Origin of the sequence: Sulfuricurvum sp. (assembly GCF_028710345.1) — a bacterium.
Lineage (GTDB): Bacteria > Campylobacterota > Campylobacteria > Campylobacterales > Sulfurimonadaceae > Sulfuricurvum.
The window spans coordinates 61,849-84,999 of sequence record NZ_JAQTUH010000001.1 but is presented as its reverse complement, the minus strand read 5'-3'; the positions used below and the strand labels follow the sequence as shown (position 1 = coordinate 84,999).

Genomic DNA, 23,151 nt, shown 5'->3' with positions numbered 1-23,151 from the left:
ATGAAAAAACTCCTCATTATTAAACTTGCTAGCTTAGGAGATGTTTTAGCTTCAACACCTCTTTTTAGCCACTTTGCGAGCCTGAACTATGAAGTGCATCACCTCGTCATGGAAAATTGTGCGATTATCACCCAACACAATCCCCACATTAAGGAACATGCTATCATCCATACTTTCCCCTCAAAATCGTTATTCCAAAATATCCGAACCATCTGGAGACTATTTCGTATCATGAGACGTGACAGATATGATGCGGCACTTATCCTCCACATTCATCCACTTTTTCAAATACTTTCTAAAATAGCGGGAATTAGAACAACGATAGGGTTTAACAACCGCATGTCAAGATTTTTAACCATCTCTATCTCCTATAACCACAATACTATCAATCGAACAGTACAAGAGTTTATATTGGCACAAAAATTTGAACCTGCTTTAAAAATGGGGGAAGGGTTAGAGTATTATCCCTCTCCCACAGCAACGATAACCCATCAACTCCCTTCACAATTTTTAGCCTGTAATATAAGTGGTGCCTCAAATATTCATAGCAGTATGCCCAATCGCCGTTGGCCGACTCAATCGTATATTGAACTTTTCAAACAGCTCTCTATGCCGATTGTTTTATTGGGAAATGGGGAGGAAGATACCTATCTGGCCTCTTTGGTTATGAAAGAGTTACCACATTGTATTAATCTCGTCAATCAAACTACGTTTGATGAAACTGCATTAATTCTTCAAAAATCGTGTCTCTATCTTGGTAATGACAGTTCACTTCTCTATTTATCCGCCGCAATGGATAAACCGACAGTAGGGTTGTTCGGTCCAACTCCATCTGAAGCAGCTAATCCCATAGGTAAACACCAATTTTCAATCGTATCCTCAATGGAATGTTCCCCATGCTATATCCCATTACACGGAATAAAAGGGCGTGCATACACATGTGATAATAATCTTTGCATGAAACAAATTAGTGTATCTTCCGTTTTAAATATGATTCAAACTCTACAAAAGAGCTCACCATGTTAACATTGAAACGATTTATCCAAAAGTATCTTTCCAAGCTATCTCTTTCTAAATCAAAAGTCGTATCCGGAGTCTATTTTATCAATCCCCCTCCCATCATTTCAAAAGTACTTTTTTATTTTAACGATCCCAAACGGTTCCATTTAGGAGATCACTTTTTTATAGAACCTCTCGTTCGACTCATGCGAGACAACCATATAGAGGTTGAGATTATCCCTCTTCCTCAAATGAACTTTTATTTTGAACGTATAGGGGTTATAGTTCCAAAACATTTCGAACCCTCTCATTATGATCTAATCATCAGCAGAATCGAGTTTTACCCTCTTTTAAAACAAATTTCAAAAACACTGTTGATTCTTGATACCACCGAGAACAGAATCAATCAACCTATTTGTAATTATTTTTTAGAACATGTGGCAACACTACTGCAACTTAATCCTAAAAACACCTCCTCAAAACCCTCTATCCCTACTTTTGAAACACTAAGTCATTTTCTTGACCCTTCCAAAAAGTATCTTATCTTTAATAATTACCTTGCATCATCGCGATTTCTCATCACTAAAAATGATCTCAACAACCTAGCACAAACCGCACTCAAGATTGCGCATGAAGGTAATATGCAGATTATCCATACGGGTACAGAACAAGAGAAACTGCACGATCCCGAGTTTTACAATTTTGTTGATATCGATTTACGTGGTCAACTTTCCGTTGAAGAACTTTTTATTTTGTATGCATCCAACAATGTTCTTCACAATGTTTCCTTTGATGCCTTTGGAATGCACCTATTTTTACTATATAATAAGCCTTCGCATATCCTTTTTCGGGGACGATTGTTAAGATGTAATCAAAAATATGTGCTCAATTATTTAAATCCACCATTTCACCTCGATGAAAAAGAGAAAAAAAAGTTAATAACCTATATAGGAACATCCGAATGAAACAATATTTACATCCAAAGTTTTCAGATACTATCACCAAAGCACAACTTACTTTACTCATTATTATCGCTTTTCTATTTAGTTTATCCATACGCTTAATATGGGTATACCAATTTCACGGAACTGACCCTTTTATATGGAATGATCAATTTATGATCAATACCAATGATGGCTACTACTGGGCAGAAGGGGCGAGAGATATTCTAAGCGGTACCCACCAACCAAACGATCTAAGCCCAATAGAGATGGCTCCAGCAATTCTGACAGCTATTTTTGCAAAAGCACTCCCTTTTTCATTCGAATCTATTATCTTTTATATGCCTGCAGTTCTTGGTTCGTTAATAGTTATTCCTATAATTTTAATCAGTCGTCTTTTTGGTCAAAGTGGTGCCGGGTTCATCGGTGCAGTTTTAGCTTCTATTACCTACAGCTACTACAACCGAACCATGGTTGGATACTATGATACCGATATGCTCAATATCGTGCTCCCTCTTTTTATCGTATGGGGAATCCTATTTGCCCTTATAGCTCAGCGTAACCGATATTTGCTGATTCCTACACTAGGGGTCATTGCTTATGGATGGTGGTACAACAGTAGCTATACATTAAGTGCTGCTCTTGGTATTGGGCTGCTTTTATATACACTGATATTTGAACGAACGAACAAATTCAACTATAAACTAATTGCGTTTTATCTCATCGGGATTTCACAAATTGCAATTTTACTCAAAGTGTTATTTTCATTAACTCTTTTTCTTGTTTTTCATTTCGAAAAAGGTCGTATAAAACACCTTGAATACGGAGCTCTCGCACTAACACTTATTGTATTCTTGGCAACAGGTGGATTTACCCCGATTATTAACCTTTTTGATGCTTATGCCCTACGCAACGGAAGTACAACAACTTCCGTAGCAACTTTACATTTTTATAATGTTATGGAGACGGTACGAGAGGCAGGACATATTCCGTTCGAAACACTTGCAGAGCGTATCAGTGGTCATGTAATCAGTTTTTTTCTCGGGTTAGTGGGGTACGCTTTACTGCTTTGGCGTTATCGACTTATGTTACTTACCCTTCCACTATTTGGGCTAGGGATGTTTGCTATTTGGGGTGGGCTCCGTTTTACTATTTATGCAGTCCCACTATTTACACTTGGTATGGGTTATGTTATTATCGTCATCAGTCAGTTTGTTTCATCAAAATTTGTCAAAATTCTTTTAGCTGGAATACTCACTATTCTACTAACTATTCCCAACATCCTTCATGTCCTAGATTATAAAGTACCATCTGTTATGCAAAAAAATGAAGTTGCTCCTTTAGTAAAACTCAAAGATATAACCACTCGAGAAGATTACGTCGTGACATGGTGGGATTTTGGCTATCCTATCCGTTATTACGCAGATGTCAAAACATGGGTTGATGGAGGTAAACACTCTGGTGACGTCAACTATCCGGCATCTTTTGTTTTAACTGCTCAAGATCAACTATCCGCTGCACACATGATGCGACTTTATACAGAATATACGGAAAAAGGTTTTACGGAAAACAATAAAACTTTTTCGACCGATTTTGAGTACATGATGACGAAAGAAGGGTATAATGACCCCGATGAGCTTTTAACCTCTATTGCCTTGCCTGAGTACAAACTACCGACAAAAGCACATAATGTTTACCTCTATTTACCGCTTCGAATGATGGAAATTTTCCCAACAGTAGCATTATTTAGTAATCTCGACTTAAAAGCACCGGATAATCGTCAACAACCTTTTTTCTATGCTTCCGATACAATTCATGATAATGGAGAAAGTATCGATTTGGGTCAGGGAATATCTATCATCAAAGCAAAAAACACCCTTAAACTAGGGGCACAAGAAGTACCGATAAAATCTTTTTATCAAGTAGGATATGTTCAAGACAACAAACTCCAAACAAATGAACAATCGTTTGCTTCTGAGGGACTTAATGTAATCTACCTAGCAAGCTATGGTAAGTTTTTGGTAGTTGATGATTTTTATCTCCATTCAACCTATTTTCAAATGTTTATTTTTGAACATTATGATAAAAATCTTTTTGAGCCTGTATCACTTGACCCGATGACAAAAATTTATCGATTAAAAATTTAAACGTGCATGAAAATATTAGTTATTGGGGGGAACAGTACAATTGCAAAAGCATTTGTTGCAAGTTCTCCTCCTAATATACAATGTGTTATTCTACGACGTGATTCATCACTTCGTGATTATTTCCATCTTACATCCGACACATTTAAAGGTTTTGATACCATCATAAATTTTACCGCAGCTGTTCATGATTCTATCAAAGACCCCAATCTTATCCATCGTATTAATGCCGATCTTCCTCTATTTTTAGCACATAAAGCAAAAGAGGCCTGTATACAACATTTTATACAAATGAGTACCATTGCCGTATATGGTAAAACAGCCTTGCATATTGATTTAAAAACCGCAGAGTATCCCGACACATTATATGCTAAAAGTAAATACGAAGCTGATAGTGCGTTACAAAACATTCAGAACGACACATTTCACGTTACAATCATCCGTCCCCCAATAGTTTACGGATACAATACCCCAGGCAATATGAAGCAACTCCAGAAAATCATTCGTACCCTTCCTATACTTCCCTTAGGATACAATAAAAATCAGCGTTCCCTTATCTACATTGATAATCTAGTCACCGCCTTATGGGCAACAGTTCGCTCTAAACCAAAAGGGGTCATTCTACTCCGTGATCATACTATGCCATCAATCCAAGAGATAACCGAACTGATAATCCTCAACATGAAGATCAAACGCTACATCCTACCACTTCCGGAGTTCCTTATTCGATGGCTCTGTAAATTTCAATCATTACCATTCTATAAACTTTTTTCTTCCCTAATTATCGATGATTCCTACGCACAAGAAAAACTGGGAGATTATGCCAAAATACCTATCCATCTTGCATTTACAAAGATGATTCGAGGGGAGAAATGATCTATCTTATCCTTTTCGCCCTTTCTATTATCATCACTTTTATCATTCGAAAATATGCATCTGTGCTCAAATTGATTGATATACCCAACGAGCGAAGCTCCCACACGATTTCAACTCCAAGAGGCGGTGGAGTTGCTATTATTATTACCTTTTACACCGCTTTCTTCTATTACCATGCATTTATAGAATCTCAACTTTTTTGGGCTATATGCATGGGGGTTCCTATCGCTATTATTGGATTTTTCGACGATATAAAACCACTACCTGTTTATGTACGCTTAAGCGTTCAAATACTAAGTGCACTAACCGTATTACTCATCTTAGGAGGGGTGAATGAAATTCAATTTGGTTTTTTCACACTACATGGTATGTGGTTAAATGGGATTGCCTTCCTGATGATTGTATGGTTTACTAATCTTTATAACTTTCTTGATGGAATAGATGGGTATGCCGCAAGCCAAACTATTTTTGTATCCATAGCTGCCTTTACCCTCTTCAAAGAGCCGACTCTTCTCTTTATAATACCCGCTACCGCTGGTTTTTTACTTTTTAATCGACCAAAAGCTTCCATTTTTATGGGTGATGTCGGAAGCACCTCTCTTGGTTTTATCTTTGCAATTTATATGATACACGATGCATCAACACTCCATTTTTCAGGATGGCTTGTTGTGTTAAGTCTCTTTTGGTTTGATGCTACCATAACCCTTATCAGACGATGGTTAAACCATGAAAAACTCTCCGTAGCACACAAGAAACATATGTATCAACGCTTACACTTAGCAAAATGGAGTCATCAAAACATCGTTTTACTTGGACTTGTTTTTAATCTTACCCTGTTTGGTTTACTACTAATAACTCCGGAAAAATATTTTCTTGTTATTTTAGGAGTTACACTTTTATTATTAGCTAAACTACTCTATTTTGTCGATTCGAAAAAAGAGTTCCTATGAATTTATTAACCCCCAGTTTTTTTAAACGGTTTGTATTTTTTTTATTGGCTGATTTTATCCTTTTCTTCTTATCACTCCGTTTTGCCTACGAATTGCGATTTGATTTTAATATTCCCACTGAACACATGGTAAAATTTTATACCGTATTTTTTGTATTAACACTCTTAAAATTGGGAAGTTGTTATCTCTTTGGTATTTATCGACTTACGTGGCGATTTTTTGGTTTAGATGATGCCAAACGACTTTTTTATGCCCTAATTGTTTCTTCGTTTGCATTTTTTATCCTCTATTGGTTGGATTCAACCATATTCTTACCCATGCCAAGAAGTGTAATCGGTATTGATTTTATCCTCTCGCTAACATTAGTAGGAATACTAAGATTATCAAAACGAATTTTATCAAGCCAGTCTAAACAATCTTCTCACAAACTAACCCTCATCATCGGAATTTCTCCCCATACAGCCTCACTTATCAAAACTTTGTTAGACAATCCACTCACCTACTATCCTGTCGGTATTATCGCTATCCAGCCAAAGAATTTTAATATGATTCGCTCTACCATCGGAAACATTAAAATATCAGGGATTGATGATCTACCTACATTAATACAATCCAAAAATATTTCCGCTGCAATCATCGACGGAACGCTTCCACAAGAGATATTACGCGACACCTACCAACAACTCAACACGCTTGGTATTCATACTATCAAACGCTCTTCCCTCCTCGAAGACAGGATGATTCAAGACTTCTCTATCGAAGATTTACTTGCACGTCATCCAAAAGACCTCGATACTCCGATTATCGAGAGTTTCATCCGTAATAAAACTGTTTTAATAACCGGTGCTGGAGGAAGTATCGGGAGTGAGATAGCCCTACAATGTCATGCGTTCGGTGCAACTAAACTCCTACTTGTTGATCACAGTGAATACAATCTTTATCAAATCGGAGAAAAGCTCCCTCACGCCACCTTACGACTTCTCAATATTTTAGATAAAGAGCCCCTAAATACTCTATTCCTCTCATCCAAACCCGATATCGTGATCCATGCCGCAGCATACAAACATGTACCTTTGTGTGAAGATAATATCAATGCCGCACTTACTAATAATATACTCGGAAGCCGTAATGTTATCGATACCGCCATTGAGCACAACGTGACTAAAATCGTCATTATCTCTACCGACAAAGCGGTACGACCGACCAATGTGATGGGTGCATCCAAACGGGTTGTTGAACTTTATGCCCAAAATGTTAATCCGAAAAACAGCGAAATCGTTGCCGTCCGATTTGGTAATGTCCTTGGCTCTAGCGGAAGTGTCATCCCGAAATTTAAAGCCCAAATCGATAGCGGAGGTCCCATCACCCTTACCCATCCCGATATCACCCGCTACTTTATGCTCATTAGTGAAGCGTGTCAGCTCGTCCTTCAAGCGGCAGCTATTGCGCGTGGAGGGGAGCTTTTCATCCTTGATATGGGAGAAAGCGTTAAAATTGCCGATTTGGCTGAAACCATGATTCGTCTTTACGCATCACAACCTATAGAGATTGTTTATACCGGATTACGCCCCGGAGAAAAATTGTATGAAGAGTTATTGATTAATGATAGCGAACAAAAAACAGCTTTTGACTCTATCTTGATTGCCGGTTCGACGCACTATCCGATTGAACAATTAAAAGAAGATATCGAAGAGCTTATAAAAAGCAATGCTCCAATTGAAGCGTTACGTGAGATTGTACCTGAGTTCAACCACACTTCTTAATATCATCCTCATAGTATTTAGAGTGTATATATCACTTCCATTTTAGTTTGATGTATTATAATAATCTATCAATATCAAGGATATGAAGTGCTCAAGGGGTCAATTTACCGTTTTTTAACCGCCAACTTCGAACCTATTGAGATGAGCATGATGCGATCATTAATGATGATCAATTCTTTTTTATTGATTGGGGTGCTTGCTTTTAGTACGTTTGCATACACTAATTTAGTAATTTTTCATTCCTATTTTATAGGAACCCTTGATACTGCCGCAGCTATCATATCTTTTAGTGCACTCATTGACCTACAGGTCAATAAAAAATTAAACCGTACCGTCTACATAGGGACAGCCAATTTTTTCTTTTTTTTTATCACTTTCTCCTATACCAATCAAAATAGCGATTTTGGGCTTATTTGGACGATTTTTTTTCCTATTTTTGTTATCACTCTCATGGGACACAAAAAGGGATTAGCACTTACTTCTTTTTTTTATTTAATTCTCTTTTCTATGGCTTTCTACCATATAGGAATATGGGATGAGGGGAGATGGAATATTCGTTCTTTTTTACGCTTTAGCATCGCATCTATTGTCTTAACTTATGTTGTATACGTATATGAAATGGCTATAGCTAGAGCTAATGAGACGCTTGCGGAAGTACGGAAGAAAGAAGCTATTTATCTCACAGAGCTAGAACGTCTCTCTTCTACTGATCCCTTAACAGGTCTTTACAATCGTCGTCAAATGGATGAAATATTGGAAAATCATTTTGAAGAAGCAAAACGATATTCGACCCCTTTCACGTTAATTATGTTCGATATTGATAATTTCAAACTGATCAATGATACTTATGGACACAATATTGGAGATGAAGTATTGACCACCATTGCCGATATTACACACTCTATATTACGAAAAACTGATCATTTTGCTCGGTGGGGTGGAGAAGAATTTTTAATCTTAGCATCAATGACAACATCAATCGATGCATTGGTTTTAGCTGAAAAAATTCGTGAAAAAATTCAAGAAACTATTTTTCCTCTTGATATCACAGTCTCGTGCAGTTTTGGCGTTACCCTCTGTAACCCATCGTTGGATATTTATACCCTTATTGATCAAGCAGATACCGCCTTATATCGTGCAAAAGGTGAAGGAAAAAATCGAGTTTGCGAATATCATGGAGAGCGTATTAATGCTTGATAAAGGGTATGGGGAGAACATTCATGCGGATTCAAATCTTTAAAAACTGCTAATCGGTTTAAATAAGAGCAATATTTCTCGTTATTAGAATCTCTCATCAAACGATACGCATAGACTAAATCATCTGCATTACTTTTAGAACAAAACCACCGTTTTTTATTATGCCATCCTAATCGAAAAACTTGCGAAAAGAAAATCCCGATCCAATCGTACTGCGTCCCGTTCTTTTCTAATTGTCGCTCTTCAACCCGCGCAATAATCTCATAGGGTAGCTCGATTTCACAGACATCCCAATCGAGGGGATTAATCTCCATAGTGTGCGTTCGAGAAATCAATCGAAAACGATCATTAGAGTGAAATAGCCCATCACTTCGCCTAAATTCACAATGGGCATACGGACTTTTAGTCCAAAGACGAATTATCTTTTCGGCTAAGGTTCCCTCCCCTTTATAAAAGACGATACTAACGGATTGAACTGTGCTCATAAATCTCAAACCGTCCATTATAATGTTCCACTATGGCGCTACACGATTCAACCCAATCACCGCAATTAAGGTATTCTACACCGTTAATATTTCGCATTTCGGCATGATGAATATGTCCACAAATCACCCCATCAAACCCTTTTTCTTCAGCATGAGAGGAGAGGATATCCTCATAATCGGTGATAAAGCTAACCGCTTGTTTAACACTCTGTTTTGCCATTTTAGAGAGTGACCAATAATGATATATCCCGAACCATCGACGAACAGTATTAATCGGTCGGTTAAGACGAAGCATAAAAAGATAGCACCAATCTCCCAAATGGGCAACCCATTTTTTCGTCATCGTTACCGCATCAAACATATCGCCGTGTACAACAAGATAGTGTTTGCCATTTGCACCGTAATGAACTTTTTCATGGCTAATCGTAATATTATCCCCCATAATCATCGGTAAAAAAGGGCGTAAAAACTCATCGTGATTACCGATAATATAGTGGATTTTTGTCCCTTTACGGGCTTTTCGGAGGATTTTTTGGAGTACATCCGATTGTGCTTGAGACCATCGCCAATTGCGCCTGAGCTCCCATCCGTCGATAATATCACCGACGAGATAGAGATTTTCACATTCGACTTGACGGATAAAATCTAAAAGTTGCTCAGACTGTGCATCACGAGTACCTAGGTGGAGGTCGGAGATAAATACGCTACGATAATTTAGTACATCCTCATTCATGCCCGAGAGTGTAATCTCGAAAGATTACAAAGCGGTGACGAAATGATTACAATTCGGTTTTAAGGGCAGCACCGTTAGAAGCATTCGAGACAAGGAGGCTGTAACGTTTGAGCCATTTAGACGGAATCTCTTTTTTGATCGGTTTCCAATGGAGGCGGCGTTGCTCCAACACCTCATAACTCACATTGAGTTGTAATAGATGGGTATCGACATCGAGTTCAATCTCATCACCATCTTCAATCAACGCGATCAAACCACCCTCAGCCGCTTCAGGGCTGACATGCCCTATAGAGGCACCGCGTGTCGCACCCGAAAAACGTCCATCGGTGATAAGAGCAACGCTCTCACCCAATCCCATCCCCATGATGAGTGCTGTAGGGGCGAGCATCTCTTGCATCCCCGGTCCACCCTTAGGTCCTTCGTAACGGATAACCACGACATCGCCTGCTTTGACTTTATGTCCTACAATCCCCGCAATCGCCTCTTGCTGAGAGTTAAAACAAACCGCGCTCCCTTTGAACTTACGCATATTCGGCGTTATCCCCGCAGTTTTGACAACTGCACCCTCTTCCGCAAGATTGCCAAAAAGGATAGAGAGCCCACCCACCGGAGAGTAGGCATTTTCATTGGTATGGATGATGTTAGCATCTTTAATCACCGCATCTTTGATACGCTCACCGAGTGTTTCACCCGTAACCGTCATCGCATCGGTGTGGAGGATTCCACCGCGTCGAGAGACCTCTTTCATTACGGCATTCACCCCACCCGCACGGTTGATGTCATCCATGTGCACGGTTGAGAGGGATGGAGAGATTTTCGCGATGTGTGCGACGTTTTCAGAGATTTTATTGATTTGGGTAATATCGAAATCAACACCTGCCTCTTTAGCGATACTGAGCATATGCAATACGGTGTTAGATGATCCACCCATCGCCATATCGACAACGAACGCATTATGGATCGCTTTTTCATTTAGAATATTTTGCATATTCCATTTACTAGAGTTTTCATCCATAACCATCTCGACGATACGTTTCGCCGCTGTTTTTACCATCTCGATTCGCTCAGGAGTCATCGCCAAAACCGTACCGTTCCCAGGTAATGCCACCCCCATCGCTTCACAGAGGGTATTCATCGAGTTAGCGGTAAACATCCCTGAACATGACCCGCCACTCGGACACGCTTCACACTCGATTTCATAGAGCTCTTCATCGCTCATTTTACCATCAGCATGTTTGCCGACCGCTTCAAACGCCGTTGCCAAATCGATCGGGGTACCGTCTTTTTTATGCCCAGCCTTCATTGGACCGCCTGAGACAAAAATCGTCGGAACATTAACGCGGAGTGCACCCATGAGCATCCCCGGAACGATCTTATCACAGTTAGGGATACAGATAAGCCCATCGAGCTTATGGGCATTCATCACCGTCTCGATACTGTCCGCAATCAACTCACGACTAGGGAGGGAATAGAGCATCCCATCATGCCCCATCGCGATACCATCATCCACACCGATGGTATTAAACTCAAACGGAACGCCTCCCGCTTCACGGATCGCCTCTTTGACAATACGACCGTATTCTTGGAGGAAAAAGTGCCCCGGGATGATGTCGATGTGGGAGTTCGCTACTCCGATAAACGGTTTGTTGAAATCTTCGTCTTTGAGACCCGTTGCACGGAGCAAACTTCGGTGAGGGGTTTTATCAAATCCCCGTTTGATGGTATCACTGCGCATGAAGTATCCTTATATATTTTGTCATTCCCACGAAGGTGAGAATCTAGCTCATATTATTATGTTACCGTGATTATACGGAAATTTTCTCTAAAAACTCTTTACACCGCCTATTTTTTTTGCTATACTTCCAGTCCACAAAAACAATGCGGGAATAGCTCAGTGGTAGAGCACAACCTTGCCAAGGTTGGGGTCGCGAGTTCGAACCTCGTTTCCCGCTCCATAATATCCCAGTTGAAACACTCTTTTTTGGATGTTTGAGCTGGGATATTTTTTTGTTATCGTTGCCCGGATGGCGAAATCGGTAGACGCAAGGGACTTAAAATCCCTCGGTGGTAACACTGTGCCGGTTCAAGTCCGGCTCCGGGCACCAACATTACATAGGTGGTGGCATGGCCAAGTGGTAAGGCGCTGGTTTGCAAAACCTTGACCCCCGGTTCGAATCCGGGTGCCACCTCCACCAATGTAAAAAAATATTCACTTTTCTCACGGGTCACTGGCAGAGTGGTCGATTGCACCGGTCTTGAAAACCGGCGAGGGTTATACCTCCTAAGGTTCAAATCCTTAGTGGCCCGCCATCACAATTTTCTTAAACTTCCCCCTTACTTTTCTATTTCTATCCATTTTTAATCCATTGAGTGTTACAACGTAAACTGAAAATTCCTATTAGGAGAGTTTTCATGAAACGGATTATTACAATCTACACCAAACACAAAAACAGTGTTCAACACTACCTCCGTACGACGATGAAAGATTTTCATCCTCCAACAAACAGTTCAAATGATTTACGCCGATTTTTTGAAACAGAGGTCGCAAGCGAAGTTATTTATACGGTCAATAGTAACTTTTTTCAATCTTCTCCAAGTTTTGGTAGAGACTATATCGAAGAACATCGTAATGGAACAGACAAGTCCTTTTATTTTAAATGGGTCAGCTTTAGCGAAGAACCCATCCATATCAGCAACCCATATCTCCATCATCTAACAGGACTACCGACACTCACTGCTGTCAAAGAAGCTCACGATGGGTATATTATTGTTGATTTTGATATGTTAAAACTCCTCGAAGAGCTCCGATTAATCGAGCACAATAGTGCCTTTGAGAAAGTAAACCGTTTAATCATGGGAAGTGGCGGTGTATTATTAGGATGTGTTGCTATTTTTTTGATTCTCTACGGTGCGTTTATCTTTCTTTCTATGCTCATCTTTCCCACCTCAAAAGAGCTCATTATGCATGAGATATTTACCTCTATCATTTCTATCACCATCGGACTTGCAATCTACGATTTGGCTAAAACCCTTATTGAGAATGAAGTTCTGTTTAAAACATTTAATTACGGTAATGATTTGCAGAGCAGAATCCTCAGTAAGTTCTTAACCTCCATCATTATTGCCCTCTCTATAGAGTCTCTAATGGCTGTCTTTAAAATAGTCCTCGATGATTACAGTAAGCTAATCAATGCTTTTTATCTTATCATCGGTGTAACCCTCCTCATTATCGGAACAGGTATATACAATAAGCTCTCAAGTCGAACTACATCCTAAGGAGTCATTTATGGAAACGCATTTTCAAAATTCACCGTTTAAAGCATCTCTTGAAGCGAATAAAGAGTATTGGTACTGCACGTGCGGGCAATCAAAAACCTTTCCATTTTGTGATGGGAGTCATGAAGGAAGTGATAAACGACCCCTCAAGTTTAGTGTCGAAATCGAGACAGACAAATGGCTATGTCGCTGCGGACGCTCAAACCGTAAACCCTATTGTGATGGATCGCATCAGCAAGGGGGCTAAAATACCCTCTCCATCACATACACTATTATCGGCAATGTCACTAATGAAATAATGATTCCATACCCCACCAATGCCGCGCTAAGTGCCGGAGCAAATCCCGATGCAATCGCAAGTGCTCCTGCTGTAATCATCGAGGGCATCCCCGATTCTAATACACCCGTTTTTAATGCCAAAGGGTCAGTTCCCATAGCCAATAGCCCTCCAAAGGCGATGAGGGGCATGATGATGAGTTTGATGATCAACGCTTTTGAAAAAATCCCATAATCCAATTCTCCCCCTAATCGGAGCGAATAGCCGACTGAAACGAGTGCAAGCGGTACAAGTGTCGAAGAGAGGAGAGTAATATAGGGGATACTTTTTTCAGGCATTGCTCCAAAAATAAGACCAAACACCAAAAACCCAAACGGGGGAAACAGCACCAATTTTTGGACAATCTCACGCACATTAAAAAATCCACTCTCATAGCGTGCCACTACCGCCGTCCCATAGAGGGATAACATCAAAAATGTCCCGAACTGATCGTACATCAAAACGTACGGAATCGCCTCTTCCCCCAACAACGTATGGATGATAGGGATTCCCACAAATGAGGTGTTTCCTAGTGGAAGAACGAGCAATAAGGCGGCACGAACATGGGTAGGCTGATGCTTGGTCATCCACAGTACAATTCCTACCACCATCGGTAACAAAAGCCACGGAATCAAAATCAGTGACATAGCGGAACTGTCAAAATGGACTTTCGGTATTTGAATCAATATCGTCGCGGGGAGAGAGATATAGATGATAAAAAAGTTGAGACTTTTGGAAAAATCAGCCGGTGCGGGAGTTTTTTGGAGAAGAACACCGATAGCCAATAATGCGATGATAAAAATAAACTGTTCCAAAAAACCCTCTGTAAAATAGTTTTCACATGGTAATCACATCCCCCTTTTAAACCTCTAAAAGGTACAATAACCTAAAAAATTGAGAGCTGGATGAGTAACCGTTATACCTCCCCGAAAATATCACTCCTCACTATCCTCAAATGGCAATGGTCGAAATTTCCCCATGCACAAAAATTACTCCCTTCCAAACTCCCATTTATCTCCCAAGAAAATCTCCCTAGCGGTGAATACGCCCTGTGGCTAGGGCATGCGACTCTTTGGTTAAAACTTGGAGAAACGACTGTCGCTATCGATCCAGTACTTGGCAAATTACCCCTCTATCGTCGATATTCCCCCCTCCCCATCTCAAAAGAGAAACTTTTTGCCGATGTGATTCTCATCACCCATTCTCACTACGATCACTATGACCACCCCTCTATACGCTATCTCCTCCAACAAAATCCCCAAACGATTATCGTCGCCCCTGCCGGATTTTGGCGTTATCTAAAAGGGACGATTAATCGTGAGAGGTGTTTTGAGATGGAGTGGTGGGAATCGGTGATGATTGGGGGGTTGTTTATCACCTTTGTCCCCAGTCTGCATTGGAGCAATCGGATCTATTTGGATAGGAATAAAACACTGTGGGGAGGGTACGTCATCCAAAACAATGACCACACCCTCTATCACTCAGGAGATACCGCTTATGGGGAACATTTCAAAGAGATAGGGGAGAAGTTTGCCATCGATGAGGCATTTTTACCCATCGGTGCCTATCGTCCCGAAGTAATCATGAAGCTGGTTCATACCAGCCCGCCCGAAGCACTTCAAGCGGCACATGATTTAGGGGCAAAAACACTCATCCCTATCCACTACGGAACATTTAAACTCTCCGATGAATCGGTGGATGAGCCAATAGAGTGGTTTGAAGAATTGACCGACACAAATATGTTTACTTTTCAACCGAGGACACTTCGTATAGGGGAGACTTATCATTTTAATAGCAAAGTACAGTAAACCCTTTATATAGGGCTTAATACGCCAAAATAGGGTAAAATTCTATTATTCAAATAATTTATAATTTATGTTTTAGATATTTTTGTGAGGTTTAGATGAAATTGCGCTCAAACACCCTTTTTCTTATTGGAACTTTTATCCTTTTTGCACTTGCAGTAGTAGCTTTTAATTACTATGAATACCAACAAAATAAAATCGAACTGTACCGGCAAATTGACGAAAAGCTTCTCGCTTCAGCGGAAGGGGCATCTTTGGTTTTATCGACCGATTTTTATGCGCGTGCGATTGATGCATCCTCTATTTCCACAAACGAAGATGAACACAATATAGATCGGTTAAGCCACTTTGCCAAAGCGATGCAAGTCGTTTATGTCTACACCATGATCCAAAAAAGCGACAAAATTTATTTTACCGCATCCAGTGCCACCGATGAAGAACGCAAAAGTGGGATTAATCTTACCCGATATTTTGACAATTATAACGATGCTAGTGATACGCTTAAAAATGTTTTCCGAATGCATACAAAACAATTTGCCGAATATACTGACAAATGGGGGACATTTCGAAGCATCTTCATCCCTATGAAAAATCAAAAAGGGGAAACATACGTTATCGGTGCAGATGTCCGAATCGATACTATCAACCACATTCTAAATGAAAGAACTCTAAATCGCTTACTAAATCTATCGATAGTTACCCTTCTCAGCCTCCCATTTTTTACCTGGCGTTTACGACGGATCAATAGCAATTTGCAAGAAGAAAATGACGTTTTGGGTAAAAAGGTAGAAATACGAGAAAAAAATCTCAAACAAAATGATATTGAACTGCAAGCTATCCTCGATGCTACACAAGAAAGTATTTTTTTACTTGATAAAAGCGGCATAGTTTTAACTATGAATTCCACTGCTGCAGAAAGATTAAACCGTAAATCGTCCGACATAATCGGACACTGTGTTTATGATTTTTTTCCTCTGGATGTTGCCAATCGACGACGCAGTAATGTGGAAAAAATTGTTTCTACCGGAGAAGCCTTAAGCACCGAAGATTGCCGTGAAGAGAAAATCTTCGCTCTTAATTATTATCCTGTCTTTGATGAAAACAAAAACGTCACCTCAATTGTCGTTTTCGCTCAAGAGATTACTGAGCGCAAGCTAGCAGAAGATCATATCTATCATCTTAGTAATTTTGATACACTGACAGGATTACCAAACCGGCAAAAGCTCTTGTTAGATATGGAACAGTCTCAGCCTAGTGGATGTGTTATATTCAACATCGATAATTTCAAAGAGCTGAATGATTTTTTCGGTATCAGTTCAGGGGATATTCTACTGCGAGCGGTTGGCGAATGGTTTAGAGAAATGGGATTTTCACCTTACCGAATCGGAGGAGATGAATTTGCTCTGTTATTTTATGACAATCTAACTCCTGAGAAATTACACATTCGTATGTCAGCACTTATATCAGCATTGGATGAAGAGCGCTTTATTGTTGAAAATGAAACCCTCGATGTCCGTATGAGTGCCGGAATCGCATTAGGAGCTCATAAACTGCTAACACGTGCCGATATCGCATTGCATACGGCGAAAGAGCGCAAAATCCCGATCGCTTTTTATGAAGAGTCGGAAAATGTCGAGAAACAATACCACATCAACATTGCCATGGCGACTACCATACGCAAAGCGTTGGCAAACGGACGTATTTTTTGCCATTATCAACCTATCGTCAATGTCATAACCGGAAAAGTCGATAAATATGAAACCTTGGTTCGAATGATCGATGATGATGAAAATATTATTATGCCCATGCAATTTTTGCCGATTGCCAAAAAAACAAAACTTTACCCCCGCATCACTAAAGAAGTTCTCCATCAAGCTTGTCATCTTTTTAGTTCCCGCTGTGAAGAGTTCTCCATCAATCTATCGATCGACGATATACATGATCCCTCTACCGTACAGGATATTCTTTCAACGATGACACAAACCGGTACCGCTTCACGAATCGTATTTGAAATTTTAGAATCTGACGGGATCGAAAATTACGGTGAAGTCGCCCGATTTATTGATCAGGTCAAAAAGCTTGGGGGAAAAATTGCAATCGATGATTTCGGAACGGGGTATTCCAATTTTGAGCATATTCTTAAACTAAATGTCGATTATATAAAAATTGACGGTTCGCTAATACGAGAAATTGCCGACAACCCGCGTCATCAAATTATCGTCGAGACAATCATCGATTTTGCACAAAAAATGGGAGCGAAAACCATTGCGGAATTTGTCAGTGATGAGAAAATATTCCAAACCATTAAAAGGTATGGAATCGACTATTCTCAAGGATACTACACAGGAAGACCTGATGCTCTTGAATAATTATATTTATCGTTTCAACGAGATATCAACATTCAAATCGACTTGATCGCGAACCGTCAAAAACATCATTTTGATTGGTTTGATTCCGAAATCAGTCATTTTGAGAGAGCTTTTTGCGACGATATGGACTTTGCCACCTGCTTCACTGACACTCCCTTCAAAGCTAATCGGCTTAGTAACACCATGTAAGCTCAAAGCACCTTTAAGGGTATATTTATCACCCCCTTTTGCCACCATCTCTTTAATATCAAATGAGATTTTAGGAATAGCACCTGATTCAAGAACCTCGTGCATATGTTCATCACGTTTTGCATTATCACTAAAAAGTTCAGCCGCATTCACCTCAATGACGCCATGTAATGAATCTGCTTTATCATCCATACTCAAACGAGATTGAGCTTTTTTAACCATTGGATCAATTGTGTTATCCCCAAAAACTTCAGTATGCGCTTTAATCATTCCTGAGTCAAAACTCAAATTTCCTGCGGTAAGCGATGATGCTAACAACAGTGCCGTTATACTTAATTTAATCATGAAATCCTCCTAAAATAAAATGGAACTATAAGGGTAAATACCCCTAAAACTACTGCTGCAATCCAAAGCTGATGCTCTAATGCGATCGCATTGGCAATGGATGTCGCAATCCAACCAACCCCTATCATCGATAACCCGATAAGGCGAATATCCGCTAAACGGATCAGTGCTTTAAATAACAGCACATTATAATACGAAATGGCAATCGGATAGATAATGGCAAGGGCAATTGGCTCTTTTACCCAATACAATGTGTAACTAAGAAGAAATAGACCCAAAATTATCGGTGTTTGGTTCATCAACTCTTTGCCATAACGGTATGCTAAAAATACCCCTATCAAATGCGATGCAATAATCAAATAGGTATAGTCACTCCAAATATCCATATCTCCCGATCGACTCAGCGTCTCAAAAAGTGCTGAATCGGCAAAAATCCACACCATCATCACCGCAAGCAACCACCCATGAAACGGTTTTTTTTCTTCGTAAAGGGTCTCTTCAAGCTTCGTAAAATACAAAGCACTCATCGAAACAAGGGGAAGAAGTAGTGCAATACCTCCGCGAGCCTCAAATGGATAGGTGTACAAAGCGGTGCCCACCGCATAGGAGATTGCTAATCCTATTGCAATGTGAGCTTTGCTTTGGGAGGTAAAACTATACAGAAGCAAAGGGGTTGTATATCCAACAAGAAACCCTAATGCCATTAACATCCCAAGCGAATAGTCTGGATAAAACCATGAAATCGCAATTTGTGCGCCAAACATAAGATAAAGCTCTCGCTTTAGAGCAGTGTGTCTCCGATAAGCACTCAGTAAACTCCCGATTATCCCCCCTATGGGAAGAGTGTAAAGGTCGTGAATGTGAGAATCAAATACCCCAACTACCCCCGTCTGTGCGATAAGGAGATAATAGAGCAGCTGTGAGCTGAGAACCAAAACGAGAAGATTCAATGTTTACCCCGTAAAAACAACCAGTACACCAGTGCAAAGCCAGCATCGTATAACGCTACCAAAAGGGCAATTCCATCGAGTGTTCCTGCTAAGTATAACGCTACGAATACCGAAGTGCACACGGCACGTACCGATGCAGTAAACTCAGCGAATCGGTGCGAATCATGATGTATCCCATACCAGTGTGCTAACCCCGTCCCGATCATAAAGGCAAAAACGATGTACTCATACGTTCCGCTAAAATGAAATCCCAGCAGTGGAAACAATGCCGCACCTGCGAGGATAAGAATCACCCCACCCCCTGCATCGCTCAAAAATCCACTCACATGATAGAGCTTTAACGGTGAATCAAGTTTGAATTTAAGCCTCTCAACGGTAATCCATACGATTATCCCCACAAGCAACGCACCAATCAACGCACGAATTTCTAAAAATGGCTCTATTGCACCACCCTCACCCCTTGCTTCGAGTACCCCCGCTATGGTGAGGGCAAGTGCCATCAATGCCATTAACACCGTCCAAGCAATAGCATAAACTCGACGAAAAAGGGCGGGTAAAAGATGGTGCAAGATGGCAAGTGCCATAAATGCGACCCCCAGTCCCATTGCGATATGGGCATGTCCCACCACCAAATCATTACGGTGAATCAATGCACGAATTTCAGGGATAAAGAGAAAGTTTCCCTCCACATCGACAAACACAAATGCCCAAATCGAGAGAATCAAATAAGGGTTGGTGTTAAAACTTACCCCTGCATCACGAAGCCACACCCACAATAGCGGCAGATACAAGAGGGTGAGATATTGGAAAAACCACTCTTCGTTGTAGCTTAGATTATGCAAAAAATTACGGATAACCAAAGAGATGACGTAACCGACAAGAGGGATAATCCACAACCAATGCCAGCGCGGTTTAAACTCCTGTGTGGTTACCAGTTTAATAAGGAGATAATAGATTGGTATCAGGGTAAAACTCATCCCCAACGTATTATCCCCATGCGGTCCGATAAGGGTTTTCTCCACCTGACCGTATTGGGGATTCATTAAAATCACTAACGCAATCGGAGCGGCGATGACGGCGACGAGCGAGACATTCACCCACAACGGTCGTTTCTCGTAGCGGCGAAGCGCATCGAGCAGAGCAAGGAGATAAAACAGACCGCTAAATGCAAGGAGAAAGTTCAGTTGATAGGGGAAATCGTAAAACGGCAACCCCCGAATATTTCCAAACAACAATGCCATGCTCATAAAAAGCAAAAAGAGGTTCCAAACGACGAAATAACGGCGTAAATGCCCTATCGCGGTTTCGGATAGAATCCCCTCTTTTTCGAAAAGGGCAAAAGGGAGCAATGAGAGCATCAGCGGGAAAAATCCGTACAGCATCTGTGAAATATGGAGTGACCGTGCACGCTCAGGTGATAGAAGCGTCATAGAGCCATCCAATCCCAACATCTCTATCGCATACACAAGCCCCGCAAATAATCCCAGAATCAACCAAACAAACGCTAAAGGAAGTTCATCATTTAAAAACTTTTTTAACAAGTCCATCCTCCATCTCTATAATTATGTCCGCATAATCGGCTATTTTTTTATCATGTGACGCGACCACGAAACCCGTCCCCTGATGTGAAAACTCTCGAAACAACTCATACACCCCAAGGGCATTTTTGCTATCAAGATTCCCTGTCGGTTCATCAGCAAACACGACCGAAGGGGCATTTACCAGTGCACGAGCGATAGCGGCGCGCTGACGCTCTCCGCCGGATACCTCATCACTGTAACGGCTGGAGAGTTTGGCAATTCCCAGTGATTGCAATAATGATTCGATTCGACTCTCCTCCATCGCCCCAAGAGCAATATTTTCACGCAAGGTCAAATAGGAAATCAGATAATGAAACTGAAACACAAACCCGATATTGTGACGACGAAAACGGTCGATATTTCCCAATTCATTCAACGTTTTTCCATCGTATCGGACACTTCCGCTTGAAGGTTGCAACAGTGTCGAAAGGATCGAGAGGAGTGTCGTTTTGCCACTCCCGCTCTCCCCGATAATAGCGGTAAAACTTCCCGAGGGGATCGTAATATCGACACCGTTTAGCACTTTTTCATGTCCGTAGAAGTGCTCTAGCCCTAGTGCTTCGATTGTCATGCACCACCTCGTTGTATCAAGCTCATAGGGTCAATTCGGGCGGCATAGATCGCGGGGAGCAATGTCCCAAAAAGGGCCATACTCACCGAAACAACAAAAACCTTGAGGGCTAAGGCAAAGGTGATCTCTCCGTTAATATAGCCTTGAAACTTATCGGCATGTTTAATCATCTCCAATACCGCTTCTGAGACACCATACGCCACCGCAAACGCCAACACAGCGATAATCAGCGTCTCACTGAGGAGTTTAAAAATAATGGTGGTTGAGGAGAGACCTATAGAGCGCATAATCCCAAATTCGGCTTTGCGGTCATTCACCACCATACTCATCATGCTCACAATCCCCAAAATTCCCATCAAAAATGCCATCGCTCCGATTACGTCGGAACTGGTTTTGATGATTTTGAACTGGTTATACGAGTCGATAAAACCATCGGTTGTTTTCGCCTCCATTTCGGGGTGTGTTTTGTTAATGTGTGCAATAAGGGAATCGCTTTTGCCCAAATCATTCAATGCCAATAAAAAGATAGAGGCACTTTTATGAAAGACCTCTCCCGCATCACGCAAAGGCATAACAACACCACCATCTTCAAACCCGATACGGCTTTTAAATACCCCGCTCACATGAAACTCTTTTTTAGAGAGAGAGATCGTTTTGGGGTGCTTGAGCGTTTCATAGATTTTTGATCCCAACATCACTTCACCCTCTTTAGGATAAGAGCCTTTTTTGAGGGTATAGCTTTTAAAACGGTTTTCACTCGCACCATAAATTCCGACAATAGGGAGAGGCTCGACCGGTGCCGCACCCAAGATCAGAGCACTCACCTCTTTGACCCCCTCCATCGTCGCAATCTCATTGGCGACGGAGCGGTTAATATCACTAAAAAAAGTATCGGCAATCCCTTTTTGAGTGACGATAATATCTCCATCAGTTTTAAGCATCGAACTGTACATACTCACAACACCCCCCGAAATGGCGCTGATCAGAAATATAGCGGCAATGGAGACGCTCATACTGATAAAGATGAGGGCAGTCTTAAACCGATTCTTCCGAAGTGCTTTGAGGGGTGTAATCACTGCTCAATCGCTTTTTTGAGTTCATCGGCAGTTGAAATGAAATCGATTTTGGTTAAAAAATTGCCCCGAAATTTCATCACAGTGATTTTTTCCTCCTGAAGCGGAAAATTCAACCCCTGCTCTTCATCACGAATTAACAATACCGTATGGGGGTATTTTCGCATTTTAGGCAAGGCAAACGCTTGGGTAATAAAGTTAGGCATTTGTGAGATATCGGCAACAAAAACGGCATTATTCTTTTTGAGATATTCTTTACCTTGAAGCGCAAGATATTCATTAACTGTCGCTCCCGTCCCTTTTTCAAATGCCATAATGAGTGTTTTAGGCATCAATTTGAGGGTACTGCGTTTTCCAAATTGATCTTCCAAATCCAACGGCATGACTGATTGCCCGATTTTATAGGGTGCGGCCATTAAGCTTATCGCCACTAAGGCAAATAAAACAACTTTTTTCATATTAATCCTTGATTTAATTCTTTCAAAGTGTAACCTATCAAGGGTAAATAGGGGAATTTTTTCGGAACTATAGAGCCAATTTATGAATTTTCAGTGAAAAGGGAGCTTGTCGCACCCTTCATGGTGAACGG

The 23,151-nt window shown here is 40.7% G+C and carries 21 protein-coding genes and 4 tRNA genes; 15 read left to right on the top strand and 10 right to left on the bottom strand.

What is annotated here, in order from left to right:
* The 7 genes from PHC76_RS00405 (at window position 1) to PHC76_RS00375 (ending at window position 8,870) form a co-directional block, all read left to right on the top strand.
* On the top strand, window positions 1-1,026 hold the full coding sequence (locus PHC76_RS00405; protein WP_300209731.1) for a glycosyltransferase family 9 protein: 1,026 nt from the start codon (window positions 1-3) through the stop codon (window positions 1,024-1,026).
* Window positions 1,020-1,964 (top strand): hypothetical protein, encoded by a 945-nt coding sequence (locus PHC76_RS00400; RefSeq protein ID WP_299969203.1) that lies wholly within the window; start codon window positions 1,020-1,022, stop codon window positions 1,962-1,964. The genes PHC76_RS00405 and PHC76_RS00400 overlap by 7 nt, the downstream gene beginning before the upstream one ends.
* Window positions 1,961-4,087 carry an STT3 domain-containing protein gene (locus PHC76_RS00395; protein ID WP_299969205.1) on the top strand — a complete coding sequence of 709 codons (2,127 nt, stop codon included), beginning with the start codon at window positions 1,961-1,963 and terminating at the stop codon, window positions 4,085-4,087. Before PHC76_RS00400 ends, PHC76_RS00395 begins: the two co-directional genes overlap by 4 nt.
* A gap of 6 nt (window positions 4,088-4,093) precedes the next feature.
* On the top strand, window positions 4,094-4,960 hold the full coding sequence (locus PHC76_RS00390; RefSeq protein ID WP_299969206.1) for an NAD-dependent epimerase/dehydratase family protein: 867 nt from the start codon (window positions 4,094-4,096) through the stop codon (window positions 4,958-4,960).
* Window positions 4,957-5,910 carry a glycosyltransferase family 4 protein gene (locus tag PHC76_RS00385; protein ID WP_299969207.1) on the top strand — a complete coding sequence of 318 codons (954 nt, stop codon included), beginning with the start codon at window positions 4,957-4,959 and terminating at the stop codon, window positions 5,908-5,910. The genes PHC76_RS00390 and PHC76_RS00385 overlap by 4 nt, the downstream gene beginning before the upstream one ends.
* The gene (locus PHC76_RS00380; protein WP_300209729.1) at window positions 5,907-7,673 is read left to right on the top strand and encodes a UDP-N-acetylglucosamine 4,6-dehydratase family protein; all 1,767 of its coding nucleotides are present in this window, start codon (window positions 5,907-5,909) and stop codon (window positions 7,671-7,673) included. Before PHC76_RS00385 ends, PHC76_RS00380 begins: the two co-directional genes overlap by 4 nt.
* 87 nt (window positions 7,674-7,760) lie before the next feature.
* Window positions 7,761-8,870 (top strand): GGDEF domain-containing protein, encoded by a 1,110-nt coding sequence (locus tag PHC76_RS00375; RefSeq protein ID WP_300209727.1) that lies wholly within the window; start codon window positions 7,761-7,763, stop codon window positions 8,868-8,870.
* Here the strand turns inward: PHC76_RS00375 and PHC76_RS00370 are convergent.
* From PHC76_RS00370 to ilvD, 3 genes are read right to left on the bottom strand one after another with little or no spacing between them, the layout of a single operon-like run.
* Complete coding sequence (locus tag PHC76_RS00370) at window positions 8,846-9,355, bottom strand: hypothetical protein (RefSeq protein ID WP_300209725.1); 510 nt, start codon at window positions 9,353-9,355, stop codon at window positions 8,846-8,848. The genes PHC76_RS00375 and PHC76_RS00370 overlap by 25 nt on opposite strands.
* Window positions 9,333-10,088 carry a UDP-2,3-diacylglucosamine diphosphatase gene (locus tag PHC76_RS00365; protein WP_300209723.1) on the bottom strand — a complete coding sequence of 252 codons (756 nt, stop codon included), beginning with the start codon at window positions 10,086-10,088 and terminating at the stop codon, window positions 9,333-9,335. The genes PHC76_RS00370 and PHC76_RS00365 overlap by 23 nt, the downstream gene beginning before the upstream one ends.
* Window positions 10,089-10,134: 46 nt before the next feature.
* The gene (gene ilvD / locus PHC76_RS00360; RefSeq protein ID WP_300209721.1) at window positions 10,135-11,823 is read right to left on the bottom strand and encodes a dihydroxy-acid dehydratase; all 1,689 of its coding nucleotides are present in this window, start codon (window positions 11,821-11,823) and stop codon (window positions 10,135-10,137) included.
* Between the two features lie 145 nt (window positions 11,824-11,968).
* On the opposite strand from ilvD, the gene PHC76_RS00355 reads away from it, so the two are divergent.
* The 6 genes from PHC76_RS00355 (at window position 11,969) to PHC76_RS00330 (ending at window position 13,611) form a co-directional block, all read left to right on the top strand.
* Window positions 11,969-12,043, top strand: a tRNA-Gly gene (locus PHC76_RS00355).
* 63 nt (window positions 12,044-12,106) lie between these two features.
* A tRNA-Leu gene (locus PHC76_RS00350) sits at window positions 12,107-12,193 on the top strand.
* Window positions 12,194-12,206: 13 nt separating this feature from the next.
* Window positions 12,207-12,280, top strand: a tRNA-Cys gene (locus tag PHC76_RS00345).
* A gap of 30 nt (window positions 12,281-12,310) precedes the next feature.
* A tRNA-Ser gene (locus PHC76_RS00340) sits at window positions 12,311-12,398 on the top strand.
* Window positions 12,399-12,500: 102 nt separating this feature from the next.
* Window positions 12,501-13,364 (top strand): hypothetical protein, encoded by an 864-nt coding sequence (locus PHC76_RS00335; protein WP_300209719.1) that lies wholly within the window; start codon window positions 12,501-12,503, stop codon window positions 13,362-13,364.
* Between the two features lie 10 nt (window positions 13,365-13,374).
* Window positions 13,375-13,611: a CDGSH iron-sulfur domain-containing protein gene (locus PHC76_RS00330; RefSeq protein ID WP_300209717.1), complete on the top strand. Its 237-nt coding sequence runs from the start codon at window positions 13,375-13,377 to the stop codon at window positions 13,609-13,611.
* On the opposite strand, the gene PHC76_RS00325 is transcribed toward PHC76_RS00330, so the two are convergent.
* The gene (locus PHC76_RS00325; RefSeq protein WP_300209716.1) at window positions 13,608-14,495 is read right to left on the bottom strand and encodes an AEC family transporter; all 888 of its coding nucleotides are present in this window, start codon (window positions 14,493-14,495) and stop codon (window positions 13,608-13,610) included. The genes PHC76_RS00330 and PHC76_RS00325 overlap by 4 nt on opposite strands.
* A 90-nt stretch (window positions 14,496-14,585) precedes the next feature.
* Between PHC76_RS00325 and PHC76_RS00320 the strand changes: the two genes are divergently transcribed.
* Window positions 14,586-15,488 carry an MBL fold metallo-hydrolase gene (locus tag PHC76_RS00320; protein ID WP_300209714.1) on the top strand — a complete coding sequence of 301 codons (903 nt, stop codon included), beginning with the start codon at window positions 14,586-14,588 and terminating at the stop codon, window positions 15,486-15,488.
* Between the two features lie 95 nt (window positions 15,489-15,583).
* Window positions 15,584-17,854: a GGDEF domain-containing phosphodiesterase gene (locus PHC76_RS00315; protein ID WP_300209712.1), complete on the top strand. Its 2,271-nt coding sequence runs from the start codon at window positions 15,584-15,586 to the stop codon at window positions 17,852-17,854.
* Window positions 17,855-17,860: 6 nt separating this feature from the next.
* Here the strand turns inward: PHC76_RS00315 and PHC76_RS00310 are convergent, their stop codons facing one another.
* Genes PHC76_RS00310 through PHC76_RS00285 form a run of 6 tightly spaced genes read right to left on the bottom strand, consistent with a single transcriptional unit; the run spans window position 17,861 to window position 23,020 of the window.
* Window positions 17,861-18,388, bottom strand: a complete 528-nt coding sequence (locus PHC76_RS00310) for a YceI family protein (protein ID WP_299969233.1) — start codon at window positions 18,386-18,388, stop codon at window positions 17,861-17,863.
* Window positions 18,385-19,338, bottom strand: a complete 954-nt coding sequence (locus PHC76_RS00305) for a hypothetical protein (RefSeq protein ID WP_299969235.1) — start codon at window positions 19,336-19,338, stop codon at window positions 18,385-18,387. Before PHC76_RS00305 ends, PHC76_RS00310 begins: the two co-directional genes overlap by 4 nt.
* Window positions 19,335-20,885 carry a hypothetical protein gene (locus PHC76_RS00300; protein WP_299969237.1) on the bottom strand — a complete coding sequence of 517 codons (1,551 nt, stop codon included), beginning with the start codon at window positions 20,883-20,885 and terminating at the stop codon, window positions 19,335-19,337. The genes PHC76_RS00305 and PHC76_RS00300 overlap by 4 nt, the downstream gene beginning before the upstream one ends.
* Window positions 20,857-21,489 (bottom strand): ABC transporter ATP-binding protein, encoded by a 633-nt coding sequence (locus PHC76_RS00295; protein ID WP_299969239.1) that lies wholly within the window; start codon window positions 21,487-21,489, stop codon window positions 20,857-20,859. The genes PHC76_RS00300 and PHC76_RS00295 overlap by 29 nt, the downstream gene beginning before the upstream one ends.
* Window positions 21,486-22,565 (bottom strand): FtsX-like permease family protein, encoded by a 1,080-nt coding sequence (locus PHC76_RS00290; protein ID WP_299969241.1) that lies wholly within the window; start codon window positions 22,563-22,565, stop codon window positions 21,486-21,488. Before PHC76_RS00290 ends, PHC76_RS00295 begins: the two co-directional genes overlap by 4 nt.
* Window positions 22,562-23,020 carry a hypothetical protein gene (locus PHC76_RS00285; protein WP_299969243.1) on the bottom strand — a complete coding sequence of 153 codons (459 nt, stop codon included), beginning with the start codon at window positions 23,018-23,020 and terminating at the stop codon, window positions 22,562-22,564. Before PHC76_RS00285 ends, PHC76_RS00290 begins: the two co-directional genes overlap by 4 nt.
* Between the last annotated feature and the right edge of the window lie 131 nt (window positions 23,021-23,151).